Origin of the sequence: Tychonema sp. LEGE 06208, assembly GCF_015207505.1 — a bacterium.
Taxonomy (GTDB): Bacteria; Cyanobacteriota; Cyanobacteriia; order Cyanobacteriales; family Microcoleaceae; genus Microcoleus.
Genome location: NZ_JADEWT010000092.1, coordinates 1 through 25,845 on the forward strand (window position 1 = coordinate 1; position 25,845 = coordinate 25,845).

Annotated in this window: 22 protein-coding genes; 10 read left to right on the top strand and 12 right to left on the bottom strand. The window is 45.8% G+C overall.

The annotated features are described in order from the left end of the window. The first annotated feature begins 596 nt into the window (after positions 1–596). The 4 genes from IQ263_RS21035 to IQ263_RS21050 all read left to right on the top strand — a co-directional run bounded on the left by IQ263_RS21035 (position 597) and on the right by IQ263_RS21050 (position 2,800). Positions 597–857 carry a ParB N-terminal domain-containing protein gene (locus tag IQ263_RS21035; protein ID WP_194069975.1) on the top strand — a complete coding sequence of 87 codons (261 nt, stop codon included), beginning with the start codon at positions 597–599 and terminating at the stop codon, positions 855–857. A gap of 95 nt (positions 858–952) precedes the next feature. Next, a complete protein-coding gene (gene dps, locus IQ263_RS21040) occupies positions 953–1,504 on the top strand; it encodes a DNA starvation/stationary phase protection protein Dps (protein ID WP_194069977.1) in 552 nt (183 codons plus the stop codon). Positions 1,505–1,668: 164 nt separating this feature from the next. Continuing rightward, a complete protein-coding gene (locus tag IQ263_RS21045) occupies positions 1,669–2,256 on the top strand; it encodes a helix-turn-helix domain-containing protein (protein ID WP_228050239.1) in 588 nt (195 codons plus the stop codon). Between the two features lie 217 nt (positions 2,257–2,473). After that, on the top strand, positions 2,474–2,800 hold the full coding sequence (locus IQ263_RS21050) for an STAS domain-containing protein (protein ID WP_194011010.1): 327 nt from the start codon (positions 2,474–2,476) through the stop codon (positions 2,798–2,800). A 56-nt stretch (positions 2,801–2,856) separates the two neighbouring features. On the opposite strand, the gene IQ263_RS21055 is transcribed toward IQ263_RS21050, so the two are convergent. After that, a complete protein-coding gene (locus IQ263_RS21055; RefSeq protein WP_194011011.1) occupies positions 2,857–3,993 on the bottom strand; it encodes a PP2C family protein-serine/threonine phosphatase in 1,137 nt (378 codons plus the stop codon). Positions 3,994–4,522: 529 nt separating this feature from the next. Here IQ263_RS21055 and IQ263_RS21060 point away from each other — a divergent pair. Continuing rightward, entirely contained in the window at positions 4,523–4,993 is a 471-nt protein-coding gene (locus IQ263_RS21060) for an ATP-binding protein (protein WP_194069981.1), read from the top strand. Positions 4,994–5,331: 338 nt separating this feature from the next. Here IQ263_RS21060 and IQ263_RS21065 read toward each other — a convergent pair whose 3' ends face one another. From IQ263_RS21065 to IQ263_RS21090, 6 genes are all read right to left on the bottom strand, one after another. Further along, entirely contained in the window at positions 5,332–7,830 is a 2,499-nt protein-coding gene (locus IQ263_RS21065; protein ID WP_194069983.1) for a hypothetical protein, read from the bottom strand. Positions 7,831–8,317: 487 nt separating this feature from the next. Then, entirely contained in the window at positions 8,318–9,940 is a 1,623-nt protein-coding gene (locus IQ263_RS21070; protein WP_194069985.1) for a DUF4347 domain-containing protein, read from the bottom strand. A 153-nt stretch (positions 9,941–10,093) separates the two neighbouring features. Further along, the gene (locus IQ263_RS21075) at positions 10,094–10,504 is read right to left on the bottom strand and encodes a hypothetical protein (protein WP_194069987.1); all 411 of its coding nucleotides are present in this window, start codon (positions 10,502–10,504) and stop codon (positions 10,094–10,096) included. Between the two features lie 484 nt (positions 10,505–10,988). Beyond that, positions 10,989–12,263 (bottom strand): RNA polymerase sigma factor, encoded by a 1,275-nt coding sequence (locus IQ263_RS21080; protein ID WP_194069989.1) that lies wholly within the window; start codon positions 12,261–12,263, stop codon positions 10,989–10,991. A 333-nt stretch (positions 12,264–12,596) separates the two neighbouring features. Continuing rightward, entirely contained in the window at positions 12,597–13,367 is a 771-nt protein-coding gene (locus IQ263_RS21085) for a DUF1350 family protein (RefSeq protein ID WP_194070001.1), read from the bottom strand. Positions 13,368–13,615: 248 nt separating this feature from the next. After that, the gene (locus IQ263_RS21090; RefSeq protein ID WP_194069991.1) at positions 13,616–14,647 is read right to left on the bottom strand and encodes a glycosyltransferase family 2 protein; all 1,032 of its coding nucleotides are present in this window, start codon (positions 14,645–14,647) and stop codon (positions 13,616–13,618) included. Positions 14,648–15,413: 766 nt separating this feature from the next. On the opposite strand from IQ263_RS21090, the gene ggt reads away from it, so the two are divergent. Then, complete coding sequence (ggt, locus tag IQ263_RS21095; RefSeq protein WP_194069992.1) at positions 15,414–17,138, top strand: gamma-glutamyltransferase; 1,725 nt, start codon at positions 15,414–15,416, stop codon at positions 17,136–17,138. A gap of 301 nt (positions 17,139–17,439) precedes the next feature. Further along, positions 17,440–18,297, top strand: a complete 858-nt coding sequence (locus IQ263_RS21100) for a choice-of-anchor L family PEP-CTERM protein (RefSeq protein ID WP_194069993.1) — start codon at positions 17,440–17,442, stop codon at positions 18,295–18,297. 265 nt (positions 18,298–18,562) lie between these two features. On the opposite strand, the gene IQ263_RS21105 is transcribed toward IQ263_RS21100, so the two are convergent. From IQ263_RS21105 to IQ263_RS21120, 4 genes are all read right to left on the bottom strand, one after another. Continuing rightward, positions 18,563–19,690, bottom strand: coding sequence for a pentapeptide repeat-containing protein (locus IQ263_RS21105; RefSeq protein WP_194069994.1), 1,128 nt, complete (start codon positions 19,688–19,690; stop codon positions 18,563–18,565). A 108-nt stretch (positions 19,691–19,798) separates the two neighbouring features. Beyond that, a complete protein-coding gene (locus IQ263_RS21110) occupies positions 19,799–20,647 on the bottom strand; it encodes an alpha/beta fold hydrolase (protein WP_194069995.1) in 849 nt (282 codons plus the stop codon). Between the two features lie 490 nt (positions 20,648–21,137). Further along, positions 21,138–21,863, bottom strand: coding sequence for a DUF3120 domain-containing protein (locus IQ263_RS21115; RefSeq protein ID WP_194012672.1), 726 nt, complete (start codon positions 21,861–21,863; stop codon positions 21,138–21,140). Beyond that, positions 21,856–22,461 (bottom strand): hypothetical protein, encoded by a 606-nt coding sequence (locus IQ263_RS21120; RefSeq protein ID WP_194069996.1) that lies wholly within the window; start codon positions 22,459–22,461, stop codon positions 21,856–21,858. Before IQ263_RS21120 ends, IQ263_RS21115 begins: the two co-directional genes overlap by 8 nt. A 338-nt stretch (positions 22,462–22,799) precedes the next feature. Between IQ263_RS21120 and IQ263_RS21125 the strand changes: the two genes are divergently transcribed. From IQ263_RS21125 to IQ263_RS21130, 3 genes are all read left to right on the top strand, one after another. Further along, the gene (locus IQ263_RS21125; RefSeq protein ID WP_194069997.1) at positions 22,800–24,008 is read left to right on the top strand and encodes a ferrochelatase; all 1,209 of its coding nucleotides are present in this window, start codon (positions 22,800–22,802) and stop codon (positions 24,006–24,008) included. Positions 24,009–24,337: 329 nt separating this feature from the next. After that, a complete protein-coding gene (locus tag IQ263_RS29465; protein ID WP_255515912.1) occupies positions 24,338–24,463 on the top strand; it encodes a hypothetical protein in 126 nt (41 codons plus the stop codon). A gap of 26 nt (positions 24,464–24,489) precedes the next feature. Further along, positions 24,490–24,801: a DUF433 domain-containing protein gene (locus IQ263_RS21130; RefSeq protein ID WP_194069998.1), complete on the top strand. Its 312-nt coding sequence runs from the start codon at positions 24,490–24,492 to the stop codon at positions 24,799–24,801. A 17-nt stretch (positions 24,802–24,818) separates the two neighbouring features. Here IQ263_RS21130 and IQ263_RS21135 read toward each other — a convergent pair. Continuing rightward, on the bottom strand, positions 24,819–25,845 hold a 1,027-nt coding region (locus IQ263_RS21135; protein ID WP_194070000.1), incomplete at its 5' end, for an aminotransferase class V-fold PLP-dependent enzyme.

Sequence of the window (25,845 nt, forward strand, 5' to 3'; positions counted from 1 at the left end):
CGCGCATCTACTTTCTACCTTTATTGATAAGTTAGATTTAGACCCAGATTTGATTTTAAATCACCTTAACCTTCCTTCAGTCTTGTCTTATGGTACTCTGGCTGCTTAAAAACTGTCCGGAGTATTGGTTTCAAGCTAAATAATATTATCTTACCTTTTTCCCAATTATAAATTACATTTTTGCCAATTTCCAGAGGTGTTTTAATGTTTGATTATTTAATATGTCGATGCAGAATTTGCGGGTAGCGTCTAAGAGGTTTGCAAGGCGTGGCTAGCTAGGAGAGAGTGGGAATATTTGTATGGTACGGATACATCGACAATCCCTACATTCAAGTTTTTTAAGGGATTTTTAACGGCGACGCACCCGCGCGATCGCTATTGTATGGTTTTTGAGAATTTTTATTACAGGATGGTTAAATAAACAAGCCCAAAAATTGTTAACAGGCGAATTGAAATATCAAAAACCATAAATCGAACTCTTGCTGCAGTCGCACGATCGATCGCACCTCCCCCAATCTAAATATTCCCTGACATTTGCTTGCCAAGTCGAAGTCATTACGAGTATGATTTAAATAAGAGTAAAACAGACAGGCGCCATGAGGATTGCAGAAATACCCCTCAACCAGATTCGCCGCCCCTTGCCGCGAGTCAACGACCAAACGAAAGTAGCCGCCCTGATGGAATCGATCCGCGAGGTAGGTTTAAACGAACCCATCGATGTGCTAGAAGTAGAGGGTCAGTATTACGGATTTTCCGGCTGCCACCGGTACGAAGCTTGCCAGCGTCTCGGTTTAGAAACCATCCGCTGCAAAGTCCGCCGAGCTCCCCGTGCCGTGTTGCAGATGCACTTGGCCTGAGCCTCTCAACAGCAATTGACGACAGGCTTTCGTTCGATCGCCCAAACCTTTCTCAGATATTCGATCGACAATCACTAAAAACAAGGTACAAATTTATGACTGCCAACAACCACAAACAACATCTTTACCCGACGCGGATCGATATGTCAGCCGGCACCCGCACTCAAGTAGTCGGGCTGCTCAACGGGACGCTGGCTACGACTCTGGACTTAAAAACTCAAGTCAAGCAAGCTCACTGGAACGTCAAAGGCATGGACTTCTATCAGTTGCACTTGCTCTTCGATGAAATGGCGGGAGAACTTGAAGAATACATTGATATGGTTGCCGAACGAATCACAGCGTTGGGCGGTTTGGCTGTAGGAACAGCCCGCAGCGCCGCCGCCGATTCGATCCTGCCAGAATTTCCTTTTGACATTGTAGAGGGCAAACAATTCGTGACTGCTTTGGCCGATCGCTATGCACCCTACGCCAAACACCTACGCGCGGCGATCGACAAAACATCGGAACTCGGCGATGCTGACACCTCCGACTTGTACACCGAAATTTCCCGAGTAATTGACAAGCGCTTGTGGTTCCTAGAAGCCCACTTGCAAGGTTCTGCGACAACAGGAACAACAGTCGCACCCGAAAAAGTGGCCGCAAGATAGCTAATTGGCGTTGTGGGGCCGGCACTTTTACCAGTAGGCCCCAAAGATGTATTGTCCTTAAGACTCGGGACAGTTTACGATCGAGAATATGTCCATTTATCAATTTGGATGACTTTTTCGTGGCAGCTAATATTCCTGATTATGCTCCTCAACTTCAGCGTCTGATGCAAGAAGCGGGGCTTTCGAGCGATCGAGAACTCAGCCAAAAAGCAGGAGTTCCCGAAATTCAGCTAAGCCGCCTGCGTCGCGGCTTAGCTTTCAAAACCCGAGCCGACATCCTGCTCAAAATCAGTCAAGCTTTGGAAATTTCCTTAAATGAACTGCTCGCAACCTTTGCCCCCGAGCTTGTAGAGTTAGAACCTGCGCCGCCGAGTGCCCTAGAGCGAGAATATCAGCGCCTGCAAGCTACCATCGAACAGCAGCGAGAATCTTTGCTGCAGGAATTTCAGCTTTCTAGCGTGCAAATTTTAGAATCTTGGATGTTGCAGTGGCCGACTGCGGCGAGCAAGGCTGAGGAAAATCACAACTTGCGGGCCCAGAAACTGCTGCCGTTGTTGCGGCCAGTCGAGCAGTTATTGGAGCATTGGGGAATAGAGTCGATCGCCCCAGTCGGAGCCGAACTTCCCTACAACCCGCAACAGCACCAGCTCATCGAAGGAAAAGCCGAGCCGGGAGAATTAGTTAAAGTTCGCTACACAGGCTACAAACAAGGCGACAAACTCCTCTACCGCGCCAAAGTTAGCTTGGTTTGAGCGATCGCCCAAGGCATTCGGTACAATAAAGATTTTCCAGTTCAAAAATAACTCGCCCCCTGTGCGCCGATAGTCCGATCGCCATCTCTGGCACTCAAAACCCTTGGGGCGCTGCGGGGTTCTGGCGCTTTTTCCCTCTGTTATTTGGATCGGAGTCCATCTCGCAGCTATACTAACCCTAGTCTGGCTAGAAATTCTGACATTCCCACCGCAAAATATGAGTCCTGTAGTTAAAATTATTCAACCCTCTGGCATTTTAGACGGCACCAAGGCAAGTCAATTCCGCCAAGAGATTAGTGACCTAGTGGAAGCGGGAGCCGATGTGGTATTGATCGACTTCCAAGATGTGACATTTATGGATAGTTCTGGTTTGGGCGCTTTAGTCTTGGCGCTCAAAACAGTCCGGGCCGCTGGAAGTCAATTAGTTGTCTGTTCTATCAACGAGCAAATCCGCATCTTATTTGAACTCACCAGCATGGATCGAGTTTTCGAGATATTTTCCACCCGCGATGCTTTTAATAGCAAAATTCTCTCAACTAACTAAATCCAGTGGCTGCTGTATTCTTGCTATTTGGTTGCAGATGTGCTGCCATAACTCAGCTAGCCAAAGTTTACCTTGAGTAAAGACCAATCATCATCAAAAACTGCCTTGGCGTTCAACTTTTGAGTGTATTTCAAAACTTGCTCTAACTGGTCGGCACTTGCATCGTTGTAAGCTGCTAGCAGGTCGATGAATGGGTCAAGCCCCCAGATATTGCCGTCAGGTTGGTGGATCTCGTATACCCCGTCGCTAAAGATGTACAGAGTGCTAAAAGCCTCCACATCGCAACAATTATCGACATAGGGGGCATCGGGGAACATCCCGACGGGCATTCCGGGGGTTTTTAATCGCTGGATTTTAGCCGTGCTTGTCGGCGACTGGGAAATCAACACTGCCGGGGGATGGCCGGCGCTGGCGTAAACTAGCTGGCGAGAAATGCGGTTGTAAACGCCGTACCAGATGGTGAAATACTTGTCATTTTGGTAGCTCATCTGGAAGGTGGTGTTGAGGGCGCGCAAAACGTCGCTGGGTTTGTAGTAGTCAATGTTGGGCAGCGCGCGCGATCGCAACAAATTCAGCACGGCGACAGAAGGTAGCGCCGCCCGCAAACCGTGACCGGCTACGTCTAGCAAGTAAATCGCCAAAGAATCGGCATCCAGCCAGTTGTAGTCGAAGCAATCTCCCCCCAACTGCCGGGAGGGAATGAATTTTGCCTCGATGCTGACAGGTTCCGTCATCGGATCTGGCAGCAGCGATTGCACGTACTCGGCTGCCTCGGCTAACTCGGCTTCCAGGTTTTGCATCGCAATTTTCAAGTCTCGGCCGAGTTGGTGCAGCCGCAATCCGGCGCGTACTCTCGCCTGTAACTCGTTAAGTTCGATCGGCTTGGAGATAAAATCGTCGGCACCTGCGTCGAGCCCTTTGACTCGATCGGCGATCGAACCCAAAGAAGTCAACAAAAAGAATTGTGTAGTTGACAGATCCGGATCTGCCTTAACTCGAAGGCAAACATCAATGCCGGTCAAGCGCGGCATGATCCAATCGCAAATGATCAGCGCCGGACGTATTTTTTGCGCTTGGGCTACACCGTCTTCGCCATTACTTGCTACTGTCACTTCGTAACCCTGTTTTTTCAGGGTTCTCCTCAGCAGTTCTTGAACAGCAGTATCATCGTCAATAACCAGAATTTGAAACATGGGCACTCAGGTACTACAAGTCTTTCAAGGTCTGGGGGTCATTAAAAATATATTCTGTCAGCGCGGTAGTCTGAGATTGAGTATAGTCTAATAACATCGCTTTCCAGGTAAATGCTTTTGCCTGCCAGCCATCAAGTTCAATTTACCTTTAAATTTGAGCAAAATTTTGGCGAAGTCGAACTTACCCAGTTTATACTCAAAATATAAACTTTTATAGACTTTTTTGGGCGGCGGGCGTGAATTGACATCCCGGTGACACTTCTGGTATAATGAAGAGCTAATTACTCGATTTGACATTTATTTTCCTAGCAGCAAAAGCTAGTACGATCGAACTCCCATTCAAATTTGCCTAATTTTACAGGGCAAAAGAGTTGACAACGTGGAAAATGACTGGGCTGGTGAATTACTGCGATGGGCGATGTTGGCGCTAGCAGTTGCCCGCCTTTTGAGAAAAACAGTCAAAAACGTAAAGTACAGGCAAGACAATATTTGTCTATATTTTATGGAACTATAATTTCAGTGGCAGAGCGTGATTGAATTCAAAGGTTCCGAACAGTTGCAAGTCCTAAAGAAAGCGGATCTTCAAGTCAATACTGGTCTGAGTGCTTTAGAAAAAGTTTTATCGTGGTTTGCACAATTATACGACCCGCGAATTCCCACAAGTGTGTGGATACGCTGTCAGTTGGCTTTGGCTGAGGGTTTTACAAATGCGGTGCGTCACGCCCACGAGGGTAAACCGCCGGATTTGCCGGTGGAGATTCAGGTGGCGGTGTGCAGTGAATCTTTAGAGATAGACATTTGGGATTCGGGCGCTGCGTTTGATTTAGAGCAAAAAATTAAAGATATGTCGGAAAAAATCGATTGTGAAGCTTCGGGGGGGCGGGGCCTAAAGTTGATGAAAGACATCGCAGACAGTCTCAGTTACAAGAGAATGGCTGATGGACGGAACTGTTTGTCGATCGTCAAAAATTATACCCCCTGTATCGACGATCGAAAATAACACTGATATTTTTAGCCGATAAGGGTTGAGGGTAGCCCTCAACCCTTCCCTTAGAAGTCTGGGTGACTCTTAAGCCACTACGCAGCTTACGATATTTTGATTTGACTGCTTCCCTAGATACTGGCAATTCCCATAGCATCAGTATTTCCGGTTCTTCCGTACTTATTGTCCTAAAACATTATCGCACTGCCGTCGGAAGCCCGTTAATTGGCAAAGGAGGTAATCTCGGTGAGAATGTCTATTGGCTTCGATTTGCTCAAACGCTTCACAGGCTGGGATGAGTCAGAAGTCTGATTTTTTATCTTACCCAGATTAGTTTGCTTTTAATCTGGGTAACATTAACGAGAGAGCGGATTAGCTGGAGAACCAATGCGAAAAAGAATCGTAAAAATATTATCATTCAATAATAAACGATTCCCGAAAACATCATCACCATAATCATATTGGTTATTTTGCCAATTGAGGGATAGGGTAGGACTGTTGTAGTTATTTTCCAGTTGCCAACTTACACTAGCACCGTAGAGAGAGCGAGTCGAGTTTTTATCGATGGGGGCGATATAACCAGACAGAGTGAGAGTGCTTAGAGGACGGATGGTTAACTCAGCTAGTAAGCGCTCGTCGTAGGAATTGGGTAGGATATTACCAAAATAGTTGGTCAAACCAAGAGAAACAATTCCCCAATTTACGCGAGCGCTAAGGACAACTTCACTAGCTGGTGAAATACTAACTAAATCACCTATTCTGGTTTCTCGATCGAGAGCATAATTGAAGCCGGTTGATAAGGTTAAATTTGCCCGCCTGCTGAAGCGAAAGGTTTTGGCTGCACTACCCCAAATTTGGCTGTAATAATCGCGATCGGGGTTGAGATAACCAATCGCACCGCCGCGAAAACTCCAATTGTTTAGCGTGTTTCTAGTGTAATCAGCACCGAGGTAGAGTTTGGGCTTTTCCGAAGCAATCACACCCGTATAGTATCGCAGGATATCTTCGCCTCCCGTCCAGTTTCCGGTAAAGCTGAGATGAGGATAGTAAGAGCTTTTTTCTCGATAGATACTTTCTCTAACAAAATTGACATCTTGCTGTAAAAAACCTAAATAAACTTGGGCATAAAAATTCTGCAAATTGGCAGTAGAATACTGATTTTGGTTAACCGCAGACAATGACTGTACATTGGTATCTGCTCCACCTTCTGCACCAGCATCCACAAGGGTGATTTGTGGCCCTGTTGGAGCGTAAAAGATTCGACCATCTTCAATATTGCGATCGATCACGGGAGAAAGACCGAGCCAAAGGCTGTTATAATTCGCTTTAGGAACTTGATTTATGCTGGTGACATTAGGCGTTAAACTTTCTGCCCGTCCGAGTCCGGCGGAATATATCGTAAAACTACTGCTGGGTAAACGAGTATTATTAGCTGCTAAAAATAAGTTGCGGTTGATATTAGTATTAACGGGATTTTTACTGCCTTCTAGGTCAGGAATGACATCGGGTAAAAATTGCGCCCCCGCTTGAATTGCCGTATTTAGCCAGCGATTTTCATCATCAATAAAGAGAGTAAATCCTCGAATTGTTCGCCCTAAAACGGCTTCTCGATCGTTAGCTTTAACAACTTGACGAACTCGGGAAACAGTACCTGCAATCGTATAGTCAACTTCTTCCTTTCTATCAACTTTTGTTTTTCGGGATTGGCTGTTTCCCGGATAAGCACCCGAATTGGGAAAATAAAAATCGACGCCAATCGGTTGACTGCTGGTTCCCCCTTGAAAGCCGGGAAGCTGCATAAAAGCCAAAGTTTCTGGTTTGACAACTTCTCCAACTTGAGACGTTTGAAAGACGCGGGTAGGTACGAAAAACTCTGGATCTATACTATTGCGATCGATCGCTAAACCTGGGGTATAAGTACATTGTTGGTCGCTGGAAGTATTGGGAAAAAGACAAGCCGCCGTTAAACTCATTTGAATTTCTAACCCCGTCATGGTTTGGGGTGCGGTAGTTGTCGTTGTAATTTTTCGTTCTAGGGGAACAGTCCGCAGTTGCAAATAAGTGGCTTTTTGATCCACTCTATAAATATTAGTTCGGCTTAAGCTTTCAGTTACTCGACTTTTAAGTTTGAGAGTGCCATTTAAAAAAATATCGCTGTTTGTGGTGTCAGCAAAAGTCTTGAAACCACTAAACTCCCATTCAGTTAGATGGCTGATGGGAATGTCATTGAGAGGTAAATTGGTCGTGAATGGGCTAATTTTTTCGTCTGGAGCGATTCTAGGTGGAATAATGTAATCGGGGTCAGTAGATGGCGCAGAAGGCTGGGGCAATCCGTTAGGAGTATTAGTTGATGGAGGTTTTGCGGGTTCAGGTTCAGAGGCTAAATTTGGGGATGAGGGTTCCAAGTCTGTAGCATAAGTAGACCAGTTTGGTGTTTCTGATAAAGGGCTGGCTTCTGGAAGGTTGGAAACACTTGGAGCGATGGGAGGTGGAATAATATAATCGGGGTCAGTAGATGGCGCAGAAGGTTGGGGCAATGCGTTAGGAGTATTAGTTGATTGGGGTTTTGCGGGTTCAGGTTCAGGGGCTAAATTTGGGGATGAGGGCTCCTGGTTTGTAGGATAAGTAGACGAGTTGGGTGTTTCTGATAAAGGGGTGGTTTCTGGAAGGTCGGAAACACTCGCAGCAGCAGAATCGAGTTGATTGGATGTGTCGAGTAAATTGGAGCGAGTTTGTGCTGTGGCTGGGGTTGAGCAAGCGATGCTCAGGAGAGTCAAACCGACAATACTACAATTGTATGCTGTTGAGAGGAGCGCAGTAGGGTTAGCGATAATTTTTAGGAAGTTAATTGTCATTATAAGCGCGGCAATTAGGGATTAAATCTATCAGTTAATACAGTAATTTTACCCTGACATCCTGATGATTTAATAAATATTAAATCTCTGGCTTTAATATTTTTATATATAGGGCGTATAAATCATATCGCTTCCGGTAGCATCGGGATTATTAGCCAAAATTAGGACACGGCACTGCCGTGTCCCTACAATATTATTTTCGGTAGGGACACGGCACTGCCGTGTCCTCTATATCATTCCGGTGCAACCGGAATTGATATCATTGGTACAAATATGTAGGGGTAGTGCCCTGTGCAAACCCCCACGGATCGCGGCAACCACGGGGGTTTTCCTCTACAAGAATTACACAATTTATTTAGGCTCGCTATAGATGCAATAAAAAAATATTTATTGGAATGAATATTTGGAATGTTTCATCATTATAAAATCAAAATCCAAGGTACGCTAACGGAAGTTAACGCACCTGATAATTTCATAATTGAGACAATTAGGTAACGTCTATCGCGCTACCGCTAAAATCACTCGCCCCAATTAAGGCGGAATTCGTGTTAATTAAAGAAGCGAGGGTTTCTCCGGTTGATGCAATTTTAATTAAGGTGGAAGTGCCACTTTGGGCAATCTGTAAAGCGCCGAAATTCAAACCTCCATCTAATCGGATTATGTCTATGCCATCTTGGAAATTGTAGATGGAATCCAGACCCATTCCTGGTGCCAAAACAAAGGTATCGATCCCTGCATTACCATAAAGCCGATCGCTCCCTGCACCGCCATTGAGGATATCATTTCCATCACCCCCATAGAGAATGTCATCACCGTCACCGCCGAGGAGTTCGTCATTACCCGCATCACCGTAAAGGCGATCGCTGCCATTACCACCGCGCAGCAAATCGTTATCATTGCCACCGTAGACAATATCGTCGCCGTCGCCACCATCGATGATATCGTTTCCAGCTTTACCGTAGATAATATCGCTACCCGCTAAACCATTCACTTGGTCGGCATTTGCAGTCCCTTGAAAAACATCGTTATTGGGTGTGAGGTTGACAGGAGTGACAGGAGGGCTATATACCAATTCAAAAGCTGCATCCAAAGAAGGAATAGAGGTGTACCTAGGGGTGAAAAGAGCCGGAGCATTCTGATAAACAAAATTTCCCCCCGGATAAACATCACTATAAATGGCCGCTTGCACACCTGTTCCTGGAATCCCATCAGTTACCCCCTCTGTACTGATCAAGACTGCATATTTTTGTCCTGGTGTTAATGATGAGATGTTAGAGTTAAAAGTGAAGGTTTGAAAACCTGCTCCATGAGTCGTGGATTGAGCCGCACTCTGATATAAAATTGAACCCGTGGGAGCATTTGTGTTGGAATCCCAAGCCGTTACATAGGCTTTAAAATCTATTGTATCGGGATCAAAATCATAGTCGTCTAATATAATCTTAAACGATTGGAGCGATGATTCTGCTGCTGTGAAAGTTTGGCCATAGGTTTGTGTTTCAGGCTCCCCAAAAGGATAAATTCCGTCGTTGCCATTCCACTGGCTTATAGTTTCTTCGGTAGGAAGAACAGAGTCGTAGTTCGCCATAGCCTCGGCTTGCAGTGCCAGCACTGGCTGCATCTGGGTTGTTGTGACTTCTAGTTCCCAGTTTCCACCTTTAGCTGCACTCCCCGTCAGTGTCTTAGAAGCAGCAATTTCTGACCCAGTGAGGGCGTGTAACTTGGTAATAAATTCTTCCCCAGCATCCCCAGCCGCCACGTTGCAACCGTAGAGGAGGAGGTTGGTAACATTCCACTGTTGGAGTTGGGGGGCGTAGTGGTGGAGGGTATCTAAACTCAGTTGGCTATTGCCCACATACAAGCAACCTGGGGAACCGTGAGAAATAATATGAACGGCATCAATATTCTGACGCTGTTGTAAAACCTGGCTAATTTGCTCGATGCCATCTGCCGTTTTATCTAAGACAAAGACTTCAGAAGTGGGAAGAACCCCCTCAATGAGTAGCTCGGCGTTTTCTACTCCGGCATCGATAAAAACAATTGTGGTGGCTGGATTGATAGTTTTTGAAGTATTTAGCATGGGTTTCATCTGGGGAATGTCGTTGTTATTCATCAGAAGGTATTGCGGATAAAAAAACCTCTCTTAATGAGGATCTTTCCTGACTTCCTGTGGCGAGAGCCGCTGAGATCCTCATATCATCTTTGAGAGGGGAGAAAACGGATTGAATTGCTAAATCAGCTTGCTAGCTAACAACTCTCAACAGTTCTAGGGCTTCGTCGTACCCAAAACAGCGTTGCTAGTAGTACCTAGGTTGATGGTGTATCCTGCTGTGAAGGTATTGACTTGCGCGGTACCGCGAGCGCTGTCTTGTACTGTGTTGAGGTTAAAGCCGGCTGGGTCGCCAAGAGCGTTGAGACTCAGTGTACCCGCAGTACCAATGGCAAAGGCTGAGTTCTGTAAACCATTTGTATTGAGGCCGCTGTAGTTGAAAGAATGAGCGGCAGCATTTTCTTTGCCGACAGCAGCAGATACAGCCACACCTGTAACCAATGAGTTCGCGCCAACGGTGAAAGCCGCAGAACCGGCCACACCGCCTTCACCGGCACGGGCTACGGTAGCGAAACCAAAAGCATTGAGAATAACGAGACCACTAACGAAAGCAATACGACGAATCATAATTTTTCAACTCCAGGGTTGGTTTTTTTTGTTCTATTAGTTAGACGTTTCCCGAAGGTGATTTGTGAATTATTCAGTCTTTAGATAGATGGCATCTCTAACCTTTGGGGGATGATGCGGTTTGAGGGAGGATTTGACAAATTCCTGCTACGCAGTCGATCTCTTCCTGAAAATCTAGATTGACGAAACAAAGGATGCCGAATTTTTCCATGCCAAATTTCGCCTAGGGGCATATCGCGCCCAGCGCCTGTCATAGAGAAAGCGGGAATATAGCCCAATACGGTTCAGTTAAGCTCGATCCCCCTAGCCCCCCCTTAATATCAATTCCGGCTGCACCGGAATGATATAGAGATATAGAGGACACGGCAGTGCCGTGTCCCTACAATTGATCGTGGTAGGGACACGGCACTGCCGTGTCCTCTGCACCCTTATCCTCCTTTAAATGCCGAACAGCTTATAGCCAATTGCAGCGATCGCGGCCGCATTAATGCCGCCTGCACGCCGCTTTTGGCTTTGCCAAGACGAGGAAAGCCAAAAGCTGTAAAAACTGATTTAAAGCGATTTTCTCCCTGCCTATTTTTCTGATGGAAGAAAGCCAGCCGCCGCCACTGTCTGCCCACATCCTCCAGTACAGTGGAAAAAGCGATACAGAAGACGCAACGCTGCGCGATATGCCTCGGGCACCCTGGCGCGATCGCATTTCGGGCAAGTATGGGTTTTCTGGCGTTGAGAAACTGGGAATACAGCGGATTGCACTCGCTGGTAGTACAACAGCTTGGCGTGCGGGCACCATTAATGCTGCCTGCACAGCAAGAGCTTTTTGGCTTTCCCAAGACTCAGAAAGCAATGGGCTGTTGGCGTTAGGGGCGATCGCTTTTTCGCTGTCATTCCCCAGAGTATTAGCCAAGATCCGTAGGGGCGAATAATCCTTCGCGCCTAGATGCACAACACACACCGCCGCTTGTGGAACTTCCCCACCAGCAACAATTTCTTTGTCTCCTATGTCCCCATCAGATTGAGCATTCACTAAAACCGACTCTTGAACTTCCCTACGGGCAACAATTTCTCTTTCTTCTATCTCCTCTTTAAGAGTTTTTTTTTCAGTAATATTCTGAGACTTTTTCCCTTTGGCAGACTGAGGAGAAACCCTCGACTTAGGATTAGACAAATCAGAGTCAGTCCCATCTTCCCCGAAATTTTCATTGAACCGCTGACGCAAAATTGCCCGCGCCTGGGAAATGCGCTTGCGGACGTTATCGTAGGATATACCAAGCTGTTCGGCAATGTCTGGATAAGATAGCCCTGATTCAAAATGGAGAATAAAAGTCTCGCGCAATCTATCTGGCAACTCATCTATTGCGGCGCGAAAAAATAATTCGAGTTCGCGCTCCATAGCAGCACGAACTGGTGTTTCTTCTTGGCTAATTAATTGGGTTTGGCTTTCTACAGCAATGGTGTCTAAACTCTCAACTCCTACTGCACTTCTGTTGCGCTCTCGATGGATATCGGCGCACAGGTTATAAGTCAGTTTGGTTAACCAAGCCTTAAAGTTTTTGATATCATCCGTACAATCTCTTGCTTTCTGCCAAGCTTTCAGCATCGCCCGACTGAGGGCATCTTCGGCATCGCTTGGATTTCCCATCCACTTGCGACAGCAACGGTAAAGATAATTTTGATGCTGCTGCCATAATTTCCAAAAAGCTGAATCTATATCTTGAGTGCCTGAGCAAGGGATTGATGCAGAACTACAACTTAACATCTCTGGAGCCTGAAACTCTAGGTGGACAAACAACTTGCGATTAATTTAGGCAGTAATTTACCTAGTCTCAGATGCATCTATCGCTATGTTGACTCACCACTCAGGCTCATGTCAGTCGGAAAAGTCGGATCTTTAAAGTCGGAAAAGTCGGAAAAGTAGGATCTTTTTCGCTATGAGTGCACAGCTCAAACATCCCTCCGGCAGTTTTAGGACTTACGCAAAGGGATTTTTGACGCTATTGGTAGCGATCGCGTGGAAAGCTAAGCACTACAGATAGAGTTTATGGGTAATTTATAAATTTAATTTCGCGCAGCTAAAATCGGAACTTTAAGATTAAAAATCCTTTGACAAAGGATTAAGCCACAGCAGAATTGTCCGTTTTAATTGATTTAATTCCCGATACACTTCTTGTTTGACCCATTGTCCGATCGCGTCGAAGGGAGTAAAAATTTGACCCATAGGCCAGCTAACATCTTGACCTAATGGTGTTTGATGGTTGCCGGCTAGAGTCTGAACTGTAATCATGTCGGGAAATCTCGGTTTTAGCAGATTTGTCAACAGCAGGGTTTGGTCGATGTTGTCGCCGTTAAATTTGACTAAAAGATTGCGCCGGATTTGATAGCTATCTTGCACTAGGCGATTGGTGTCTTGCGGGGAAGGGGTAAACTCTACTTTAAAGACGGGGGAAATTTGCTCGACGATGGGAATGGCTTCGGAGGCTGCATAATTGTTGAAAGAAATCAGAATATTGCCTGCCCTTTCTATGTCAAATACAGAACCGATCAGCAAGTGCAGTTTGCATCCCATGCTGTGCCCTATCCCGTAGATGGGGAGATAGGAAGATTTGAGCAATTTAGTGGCGCGCAGGCGATCGAGGGCATTTTCAAATTTGTTGAGGACATCGCGGGCGATCGCAATATGATCCAAAGTATTGACAAACGGCGTTGCTACTACAACATATCCTTGATTCCCCAAAGCTTCTAACAGCCAGCGATAGGTTAGTTGCGGCGCACTCGCCACAAATGCACCGCCGAGAAAATGCACGATCGCGATCGGTTTAGAAGGAATTAATACCCAGTTGCCGGAAACTTCTTGCCAGTCCATAAATTTCATCAAGTTTAAACTAAAAAGGCGATCGTTCTCTGAAAAGCAGAAAGTACAAAATAGAATTTTTTCTAAATCTTTGCTTTTAACTTTCTGCCTAAAAAAGGGGTTTGATATCATCTCCGGTCTACGATCGTAACAAAAAAAAGGTTCGTAGTGCGGACGACCGTCTGCAGAATCAAAGCGGACTCGCATTGGGCCGGCGCTAACCAATCTTATTGCGGTCAATTGACCGGACAGGATCTCCTCTAGGATTTCCCGCCGATTTGGGAGGATTGCTGGGAGTTCAATTCTACCGAATCACTGGTATCTTCTACAGTTAAATCGCCCAACGGATCGTGAGCCTTTATCCATTTCCATTTGTTCACAGCACCTTTCGGAGACAACACTGTGGTAGCAATGCCGTACATTAGAGTCTGCAACACCTCCCGATTTAACCAGCTTTGTCCCAGCTTTCTCATGTAGTGCAGTGCCAAAAGTTCTCGAAATTTGTTAAATTTTTTCAACCGTGGCAAATTATTAAAACATACCTGTTCGTACTCGTTGAGCGATAACTCTTGTTCTCCCCGCAAGCGTCGCAGTTGGTTTTCCTTGACACAATCAGCAGCTATGCGCTTTTTCAGCCAGTGTTTGTCTGTCAGAGAGTTCCCTCTAATTCGATAATTTCCTAAAGGTGTCTTCGTTGCTAACAAGCCGTGCTTTTGAGCAATTTTGGTAAATAATTCTGTATCTTCTCCTACCTGCCAATCTTCTGCAAAGCCACCTTCTTGGAGTAGAATAGAGCGATCGACTACCACAGAAGACGGAAAAACCCAAGGACTTTCACCTGTCTCCTTAATCGCCTGCATTTCTGCTTTAGTTGTAGGATAGGTGGCAATATAGCCCAACTTGTTGCCGTGCTTGTCTAAATATCGCAAAGCATGAGCCACAGCTTTGACTTCGGGATTGTCTTCGAGCATTTTTAAACAAACTTCTAGCTTGTTTGCTTCCCAGGTATCGTCGCTGTCGAGAAACGCTACATACTTGCCCGTTGCTCGATTTATCATTAAATTTCTAGCCTTAGAAACTCCAAAATTTTCGCAATTTCGGAAGTATTGAATTCGGGAATCTTGCTCGGCAAGTTTAGCAGCAATTTGGGCTGTAGCGTCTGTAGAGAAGTCATCAATAATTAAAATTTCTAAATGCTTGTGAGTACCGTTGACTGCGGAAACAACTGTTTCGGTTAGAGTGTCTGCTGCATTAAATGCAGGAATAATTATACTGACTTTTTCGTTGTTCATGAATTGAATTAGCTAGGGATTGGTAGTTATTTTTTTTTAAGTATGGTTTTCGCCACTTAGGAATGAAGATTCCATGAAAATACTGAGAAAGTAGGAGTTTTATACATAAACTGCAAATTGCAGGCTTTGAAAGCCACCAAGTGCGATCTAGTGCGATTTCCAAGGCTTTGTTTTAGCTGTTAACTTTCCAGCCAGACTGTTGTTATCGTTTTAACGCTGGTAAGTCTTAAAAAAATGCTTTTTAAAAGTCGGAAATACTCCCATGCTATTTTTGTCCGATCGTATTTTGTACGCACTGTTAACAAGACTCTAGTTCCACCATTATATAACCTTGTTAATTTTTTGAGACTAAATTCATTGAATTAACTTTTGATATCATCATAGTCGGGACAGTTTTTAATCGCCAACGGTAGAATTATTGTTATTGCCCATTTCTGGTGAAACCCTCACGCGCGCGATACCGCTCTCAGTCAGGGAATTTATTCTAAGAGCGGTATCGCGGTGAGGGTTTTTAGGAGATTTAGGTAACGACAATCGGTATGATTAGGGTGGGATATTCTCCATTCTGTGAAATATTAACGGTAGAATGTGGGTTTTGGTCGCCACCTCAAAAAGTGTCGGGAGTATTGTAATTAAACTATCGGACTAATTGAAATAGTAACTTTGTAGCTATTAATTATTGTATGTCAATTGAGATTTAATCTATATCTTTAGGATGATGTTATTCAAATTCTGCTGTAAAATTAACTGAAAAATGGGGGGGCGAATGTTTTTTAAGTTAAGCGGTAAAGTGCGAATTTATACTTGTTTCCTAACGGTTTTGCTGTTCGGCGGCTGCCAGCAGCAACTACAGCCAAAGTTGCAGCAGCGCAGCAAACAGGGCATGGTAGTTTCGGCTCACCCTCTGGCGAGTGCTGCGGGGCTGAGGGTGTTGCAAGAGGGTGGCAATGCGGTGGATGCGGCGGCTGCTACGGCTTTGGCGATTTCGGTGGTGGAACCTTTTTCGGCGGGTATCGGGGGCGGGGGTTTTTTGCTGCTGCGGCGGGCCGAAAGGGGGACTGTGCAAGCGCTGGATTTCCGGGAACGAGCTCCGAAACGGGCGGGGCGGGATATGTACCTCGACAAGCAAGGCAAGGTGCGCCCTAGGGCAAGTCTGGACGGGCATTTGGCGGCGGGTATTCCGGGTACGGTGGCTGGACTTTATACGGTGCAACGCGAGTACGGGAAGTTGCCTTGGGCGCAGGTGGTGGCGCAGGCGATCGCCCTTGCGGAAAATGGCTTTCCGGTAAGTTCCCGCTTCACAAAGGCTGTTGGGGGGCGAGTGGATGCGATTAAAAAAAACCGGGCGGCGCGGGATATTTTTACTCGTGGCGGCATTGTATACCAGCCGGGAGAACTTTTGGTGCAGCGGGATTTGGCGCGGACTTTGCGGAAAATTTCTCAAAACCCGCAAAGTTTTTATCGCGGGGATATTGCGCGGGCGATCGCCAGCGACATGGCTAAAAACGGCGGCATCATGACTCTCGAAGATTTGAAAAACTATACGCCGATTTGGCGCAATCCGGTTTGCGGTAACTTTCGCGCTTACCAAATTTGCGCGATGTCGCCTCCTTCTTCCGGCGGCGTTCATTTATTGCAAATCTTAAATATCCTCGGAGATACGGATCTCAAAAGGTTGGGGAGGAAAAGTCCAGATATGCTACATTTACTGGCGGAGTCGATGCGAATTGCTTATGCCGATCGGGCTGAGTATTTGGGCGATCCCGATTTTGTGAGTGTACCGGTTAAAGCTTTGACTAGCAAGAATTATGGCAAATTTCGCCGATCGCAAATCGACATGAAAACAGCCAAACCCTCGACGGAGGTAAAAGCTGTTGATGCTAAAACTTTGAGCCGTTTTGTGCGCGAGTCGCCGGAAACTACTCACCTGACGGTAGTTGACTCGGATCGGAATGTGGTGAGTTTGACGTTTACGGTGAATGGTCGTTTTGGGGCTGCGGTGGTGGCGGCGGGTACGGGAATTTTGCTCAACAACGAGATGGACGATTTTGCCGCTGCGCCAGGAGTGCCGAATTTGTCTGGTTTGGTGGGCGGTGAAGCAAATTCGATCGCCCCTAGAAAAACTCCTTTATCCAGCATGACACCGATGATTGTCACAGAAAATGGCAAATTTCGTCTCGCTGCCGGTGCCCCCGGAGGTAGCACGATTATTACCACGGTTTTGCAAATTGTGCTGAATGTGTTGGTTTACGACATGAATGTCGGCGAGGCTGTATCTGCACCGAGAATTCACCACCAGTGGCTGCCCGATCGCCTGATGGTGGAACGCGGAGGTTTTGATGCTGCGACGCTATCGGAGTTGCGCCGCCGGGGACACCAAATTGTGGAACGCGACGGCTGGGGAAATGCTAATGCGATCGTCCTGACGCCTGATGGTTGGTTGGAAGGGGCTGCCGATCCGCGCGGGGAAGGAGAAGCAAAAGGGTTTTAGTCATCCACGATCTGTCATTAGTAATTGTGGCGATCGCCAACCGTATAAAAACTCGTTTTAATTGCTATCCAGTGTGTAAGTCTGGAAATTATTCGTTTGTCTGCGTGTATTTCGGACTCAATATTTTTGCACTGAGCTTTATTGACTGACTCACCACCACAAAATACCCATACAATTTACAATAAAAACCGTAAATATACTTAGATATAAATTCCTTGTAAAGTCCCTAGACATTCATACTTATATAATGTGAAAATGAAGTTACGGAATGAATCAGCTTAACAATTATCACACGAAAACTATGATAAATCTTAACAAACTTGCTAGCTTAACTGCTGCTCTGAGCTTGTTGGCCGCCCCAGCAATGGCATTTTCGGTAGGAGCAACTAACAACACTGAGACTTTGAAAAACAAATTATTGGGAAATAATACAGCCGGACTGAGTGATTTTTCAATTTCAATTAGCGGGAATTCTGCTGCTTTTGGTACTTTTATGAATGACCCCTTTGGTTTGACATCAGGTGTTGTTCTCAGTACCGGTAAAGTCACAGATATACCGGGTAAGAATCAGAAAGATAACGTAATCACCAACGGCAGCGATTTAAACACGGACTTTGGGCCAAAGGGCGAAGAGGGAGATTTGACTCAGCTCAACCTCAGTTTTTTTGCTAATAGCACGGTTGAAAAATTGTTTTTTCAATATGTATTTGCTTCTGAGGAGTTTCCTGAGTTTGGCGGCTCTGAATTTAATGACGATTTTGAACTGCTGCTAAACGGCACTAATTTAGCCAAATTGAGCGACGGACAAATAGTGACAATTAATAATCTTGTTCCCGATCCGTATAATCGCTCTCAAGATCACCCAGACTATATTGACAACCCAAGTTTGACAGGTATTGCTGCTAATATTGTTAGGCTGGATGGTTTTACTAAAGTTTTAGGTTTTGAGGGTTTGCTCAAGCAAAATCAGACGAATGTTTTGAGCATCCGCATTAAAGATGTGGGTGACGGTAATTTAGATTCTGCTGTATTTATTAAAGGCGGTTCTGTGGGGACGGTTCCAGCGCAGCCAGTTCCCGAACCGATGACTGTGGCGGGTTTGATGGCGGGAGGCGCGATGCTGGCTGCTGGACGAAAGTTGCGCGGGCGGAAGAATTAGTATTAAATTCGATCGACCTCGATGGAGCCAGTAACGGGGTTTTATATGATGTCCGGTGGATTGACCGCGATAAGTAAATATCGCTTAGTTGCGGATTAAAGTCCGCAACTTAAGAACAAACTCGCATTCCGCGCTACGAACCGCAACTTAAGAAAAAACTCGTATTCCGCGCTACGAACTCATTTTATTGCTGTTGTTCTCAGGGGCATAATATAAGTTTGGAGCGGAAATTTACTAAAATCAGATTTTTGCAAAACTCAATCATTCAGTTATGAACACTACCGTCGGGTAATATTGCACCTGTTAATCTAGCTCCCGTAAGTTTGACCATTACCCGATCGCCATAACCGATTTTAGCACCCGTTAAATCCGCACCGCTCAAGTCTGCACCGCTCAAATCTGCTCCGATTAAATTAGTTTCTCTCAAATTAGCATTGATCAAACAAGCCCCTAACAAGTTTGCTCTAAACAAGTTAGCTTTTTGCAAATTCGCACCTGTAAGGTTGATATTGTGCAGAAAAGTATCGCTTAAGTCAGCTTCGCTCAGGTTTGCATTGCTCAAGTTTCTCCCTGAAAAATCTTTTTCTTTCAAGGAAGCTCCTTTAAAGTTAGAACCGCTCAAATCGGGAGCTTGCGGCGCAGCAGGGCGGTAAGGTTGAGATGGCTGCGGCGGTGGCGATTGGTAGCGGGAAGCATCAGAATAGGGCCCGGTAGGATTTCCCGCATAGTTTCCAGCATAATTTCCCGCATAATTTCCCCCATATTTTCCTGAAGAGGGTTCGGGAGAGTAGCGGGGTTCTTTTGGCGTTGCTGGTGACGGCTGGGTGTTTTGTGGCTGAGTGTTTTGTGGCTGAGTGTTTTGATACTGAGTGTTTTGATACTGAGTGTTTTGTTGCTGAGTATTTCTGTACTGAGTGTTTTGATACTGAGTGTTTTGATACTGAGTGTTTTGTTGCTGAGTGTTTTGTTGCTGAGTTTGTTTTCGCTGGGTGTTTTGTTGCTGAGCTTGTTTTTGCTGGGTGTATTGCTGCTGGGTATTTTGTTGCTGAGTTTGTTTTTGCTGGGTGTATTGCTGCTGGGTGTATTGCTGCTGGGTGTATTGCTGCTGAGTTTGTTTGTATTGGGTATTTTGTTGCTGAGCTTGTTTGTACTGAGTATTTTTGTGCTGAGCGTTCTGATTCTGACCTCTTACCTGAATCGATCGCAATTGTTCGCGAGCTTGATTAATTTGCTTAATCTTTTCTTCCGCTTTCTGCAATAATCTGGGATTGTCTTTGGGGATGCGATCGGGATGCCAAATGAACGCTAAATCCTTGTAGGCTTGAGTAATTTCTTCTCGGGAAGCTCCCGGCAGCAGATCCAGGACTTTATAGTATTGGTCGAGGTCGCTCATATTACCACCTTTCGCTTTAAGAAATTACGAATTAAAAATTAAGATCGGAATAAAGACAGCGTTAAAAGCTGGCTTTTCCGATCGTACATTAAACCAACAACAACTCAACTAAACCGCTGCAGGCAAAAAGTCTCGGATTCGCTGCAAATATGTTGCGGCATCCTCCAACATCGGAAAATGAGCCGTATTGGGAATTATAACAAATTCTACTTTTTTGCTGAGGGAGGCTGCTTGTTCTCCCATGACGGCGGGAATAATTCGATCGAATTCTCCTGCTACAAGCAGCGTGGGAACGCTCAACCGTGCGAATTCTTCGGGCATTTCCTCGGCAGCTCTTTTGCTGACGGCCGTCACCATTGTACCAATAGCAGCTTCTTCGTCTGCCATTAAAAAATCCTTGAGAAACGCCAGACTGACCTCTGTAGGGAGAGATTGGCGCAAAAACCGGGCCATAAAGATGCGATCGGCAAACGGGATAGAAGCCAGCCAAGACGGCCGAAATTTCACGACATAACCGCCGAATTTATGAAAAGTTGTAAAGGCTTTCTCGTCGTATTCAAAAATCCCGCTGCAAGTAAGAATTGCTTTTTCTACTTTTTCGGGATAAAGGTTGAGAAATAAAGTCGCAATAGATGCGCCTGTAGAGTGAGCGTTGAGAAAGACGCGGGGTAAATTCAAAGCTTCTAATAATTCGGCCAAGTCGCGGGCGTAGGTTTCGAGTTCGTAGCTAGACTCAGGTGGTGATGGCGGCAAGGGCGATCGACCAAAACCTCTCATATCGTACAGCAAACAATCAAAATCATCAGCCATAGCCCGCGCCGTGCTTTCCCAGTAGCGCGCCGAGCCGGCCCAGCCGTGGAGAAATACCATTACTGGTTTGCCGCTGGGTTGGGCGCTGTTGTCTGCGGTTATCCACTCGTAATAATGTTCTACACCACCAATTGAAATGAAAGCCATGAGCTTAATTTTAGATTTTAGATTTTAGATTTTAGATTTTAACTCATCGTTCTGCCTGACAGGGCATATCCAGACGTTCTGCCGACCTTTTTGCCTGGTAGCGAGTAGTCCTACAAATCACTTAAAGATTGCTTTAGGAGCGATCGGGCGATCGCCTCTGAGGCGAGCATAACTCATATCATGCAAGCAGGAAAAGATTAAAAGAAAATTTACTGTCAAAAAAATCAATAAATTAGAAGCAGTTAGATTAGCTGGTGGACTGTAAAAATCAGCGTTTAATCGGGAATCCAAGCAATCCCGATCAAACTGTGACTTCGATCGAGCGAACAGTCAACATCGGTTCGTAGTGAATCGACCGGACACGATATCGATCCACCCACATCTGCGGTCAAAAATACCCAAAAATCTCAAGTCAAAATTAATAGACAAACCAGACAAACGAACTATCAAAAAATCAGCGTCAATCCGCCCTAATCAGCGGTCAAAAATCTCAAACAGCAGAAGCAGCCAGCCAAAACAAACCATCCACCAAAAGCGTGCTCAAAACAGCACCGCTGAAGGCGCGCCAGTGCAATTGTGCGTCGCGCAAACTCAGCAAACCTACGGTTAGCAACACAGCAATTAAAAGTAGAGCGCAACCTATGCCCCAAGGAGTGTCAATTTGCCCGATCGCACTTTGAAAAATCGGCATAGCGAATTCCGGTTCCGCGTACATAACTTTCCGCCAGTAAGGCATCAACCCAGTCAAATAAAAATATAAATCAGTAATTGCAGTACCAAATAGCGAACCCAGGTAAAAATAGCTGCCCACTTTTCCCCAAGATTTGTTCAAGCACCAAATAGCAAAAGGCAACCCAATTGCTTCTATAGGTAGATGTAAAATAGGTTCCCATCTAAACCAGCCCCAATAGATGGAACCCGCCAGCCAACATCCGGCAAATCCTAATAATAAATCTCCCCAAAGTTGGGTTTTGGGGCGAAAAATTAGCACTAAACTGAGGACGAACCAGGGAATTGTGGAAAGCAAGCTGATGGTTGGATACAAGCGAACTAAGGGTGCTTGCACGAAGACGGGAATTGAGACTAAAAATGCTGAGGCACAAAATATTAGCCACTGTTTGATGCTGTTTTTTCTGTCTGAAGAAAGAGGATTTTCTAGACTAGAAACAGTGACAATAGGTGCGATCGCCGATGATACTAAATTAAAATTAAACAACTGATTGGACTCCGTACTGTTTCAATAGGTGGACTAAAAAATTGGCTGCAGTTGTGGGTTTTGCGGTTTCAATACCGGCTCGGTTTTGGCTGAGGTGCCAGCCTTTGGCGGTTTGGGGATCTTGCCATAAATCTAAATGTGCGATCCTCTTCGAGGGCTTCGCTAACGCCGGATCTGCATAAAAGCTGTCTCCACCGCTGCCGAGAATGGCTGAACTCCAGTGCGTGAAGCGATCGTGGCTGAGCCTGTGGATGGGAAAATTGCCCCCTAGGGGTACTCCCCAGCCGTCTAGGGCAAAAAATGCCCCGACTTGGCCGCCTAGTTGCTGCCACATCCAAGCCGCCCCGATCGCCCCGGCTACTCCTGCCGAAAAGCTCACAAATACTAAACTTTCTCCGGTCAACTCTTGACTGCATAAAAAGTGAAATATGTCAAGCGCTGAAAAAGGCGGGTGTTTATGAGCGGGAAAAATCTTGACAGGGTAAGATGTTTGGGTATTTTGCCGAGGATTGTCTGGTTCCCACACCTCCGAAAGTCCCGCTAGGAAGCGATCGGTTAGTTTTGGGTCGTGAACTCCCGGACAAATTACCAGTCTCATCTTGCTTCAATAATATTAATTATCAGCTTAACATAACTTTACTTAATTGTACACCATAACTAATTATATGCTATCCAGGGGGATAGGATGTTAAACTAATAACAGAGTCAAGTTTGAAGAGTATCCCCCCACAATAAACGCTGGGAACGCTCCGAAACACCGAAACTGGAGGCAAGGTGAGGAAGTCTTAAGAAAACATAAAACTTAACGCTAGCCGAAACCCCTGGCGGACTACGGGATAATGGGGATATCCGGGCAGCCGAGAAACCAGATTTTTTTCGCAATTCTGGTTCATCCTTGCTGCGACTCTTAAAAAAATTCAAATTGAGGAATACAAAGTGGTTGCTTCTCCCGAAAAAATTGAGTTAAAAACATCTGCTGCACCCGCAAGTAACGATCGCGTTGCAGTCTTGCTGATGGGTTACGGCGAAGTCGAAAGCTACGACGATTTTGCCAACTACAACGAACAAGCTTTAAATTTACTTACCGCCAAATTCGCGCCGGTACCGACTTGGATTTATCCGCCGCTGGCGAAGATTTTAGCAATTTTTGACTTGCACGAGTGGAGTCACCAACACGGTCAATTTGTTTCGCCGCACAATGCTATTTTTGAACAGCAGCGCGCCGGAATTGAAAAGAATTTGCAGGAAAAATGGGGCGATAAAGTAAAAGTTTTCAAAGCTTTTAACTTTTGCGCGCCGTTTTTGCCGGAACAAGTAATTGCCGAAATTAAATCGGAAGGATTTGATAAAATCCTGATTTATCCGCTGTTGGTAGTTGATTCTATTTTCACTAGCGGCATTGCAGTGGAACAGGTGAATAATGCTTTAGTCAAAACCACTGACGGCGGCGAACATTGGGTAAAAGGACAGCGCTACATTCCTTCTTTTTACGATGAACCGGCTTACATTCAGCTAATGGCTGATATGGTGGAAGAGGAAATTAAGAACGATTTGGCTGTGGCGCATTTGCCTTCTCAGATTGGGATTGTGCTGATGAATCACGGTTGTCCGCACAAGGCGAAGGGTTTTACTTCGGGTATTGTGGAAAGTCAGGCTTTGTACGATCGCGTGCGGGAACGTTTGATGTATCGCTATCCTTTGATTTCGGTGGGTTGGCTGAACCATGACACGCCGCTGATTGAGTGGACTCAGCCGGATGCGACGTTGGCTGCGAAGAATTTGATCGATTTGGGTGCAACTGCGATCGTGTTTATGCCGATCGGATTTGCGACGGAAAATCACGAAACTTTGTTAGATGTTGACCATGTTATTGAGTCTTTGCAGAAACAGCGTAAGGGAGTAACTTACCGCAAATTGCCTTGCGTAAATGACCATCCAGAGTTTCTGAAAATGGCGGCTGAGTGGGCAAATCCGCAGATTGAAGCGTTGTTGAGTGAAACTGCGGTTGCTGTTAATCCGAGTTTGGCTTCGGCGCACCGCGAGCACGCGCATTCTCATGAAGGGCACGGGCATTCTCATGGGGATCACGGGCATTCTCATGGTGATCGCGGGCATTCTCATGGCGGACACGGGCACAGTCACTAATAGGACTTGGGCCTGAGAGCTCAGAAACCGGGTTTTTTGCGAAGATACTGCATGGAAATGGCAGATTTAGTGAAAAACCCGGTTTCTTTTGTTGGGGTGCGTAGGTCGAAATTTGGGCGAAAAGGGCGATGGTCCTTTGGTGTTTTTGGCTGAAAGGGCGATCGGCTTTTTTATCAGCAGGTGTCAATTCTTAGAAATCACGCCACATCCCGCAGAGATATTGCGCTAAAATACAAACTAAAGTTTTTCCAAGATTTGAAAAATTGAGAAAATCTTAAACTCAACTACTGGCAAATCTGCAATTATCTTAGAAAACGGAAGTTGTATTAATGACATCCCACACCTTAAACTTACCCGTTCAGCTACAAAAAGAAGCTGAAAAATTGGTGGCACTCCAAGGCATTTCCCTCCATCGATTTATTCTCTGGGCTGTACCGGAAAAAGTCGCTGTCTAAACCGCTACTGCATCTGGATATCGATTATGACCCTCAAAGAACAACTTCTCCAAACCATTGAAACACTGCCTGATGACTTGCTAGCACAAACGCTGCAATTCGTCCAAACCCTTCAACATCCCATTCACAAAACTCCAGGAATTTGTGGCGGTGCAGCGGGAATTCGCGATACTCGCATTCCCGTCGGGACGATTATCGCCTACCAACAACAGGGCGCAACTGAAGCCGAACTTCTTTATAATTATCCAGGAATCACCCTTCAAGATTTGCAAGCGGTTGCGAACTATTACGATCGCAACCGAGAAGAAATCGAGCTGTGGCTGGCTGAAAATGAATAACTGCTAATGCTAAAGTTTTACTCAAATGAAAACTTCGCTATGGCGATCGCCCCAACCAACCGATCGATCTCCGCCTCAGTGGTAAAATAGTGAACGCAAGCCCGCACGCAATCAGGATTCAGAATTGTTCTCACCATAATTCCCTGCTTTTCCAACAAACCAACCAACTGCTTGTGCGGCATCTTATTCATCAATCTAAACGAAACTAAACCAGCTTCCGGTGCAGATGTTCGCAAACATTCCACATCGGGAAGTTCCGACAAACATTCCCAGAGATACTTGCTCAAACGGCAAATTTCTGCATACCTTTCCTCCACAGTTCCCCATTCATGCTGAAGGGCGATCGCACTTCGCAAACCCGCATACAAAGGATAAGCCGAAGTCGCAATCTCGTAGCGCTGCGATCCAGCCTTCCACCCAAGAACTTTAGCATTAGCATCCGTCACAATTCCCCGCCAACCGATAAACACCGGATGCAAATCTGCCAAAGCCGCCGCACTCACATAAAGCCCGCCCAAACCCTCCGGGCCACACCACCATTTATGACCAGTAAAAGCATAAAAATCAACCCCAGATTCAATCAAATTTAAAGGTAAAACCCCCACCGATTGAGCCGCATCAACTAACACTTTCACTTTTGTTTGATGACATACTTTTACAATCTCAGTCAGAGGCAAAACTTGACCAGTATTCCACAAAATGTGACTGATAACCAACAACCGAGTATTTGGCTGCAAACTATCAGCAATTACCTGCACTGGAGATCCTTCATTCAAAGTTGCCGCCAGCGGACAAAACGAAACCTCAATGTTGAAACGGCGCTGAAGTTCCATTACACTAGCTACAATGCCGGGGTGTTCGCAATCAGAAAGCAGCAAATGGTCGCCTGCTTTCCAGTCAATGCCCCACAGCGCAATATTGCAGCCGACGGTGACATCTTCAGTCAGGGCGATGGTTTCAGCAGGTACGGCCAACTCAGATGCGATCGCCCGTCGCGTCAGCATCGCCTCCTGAACCACCCAAGCCCCCACCTCCCCCGAAAAC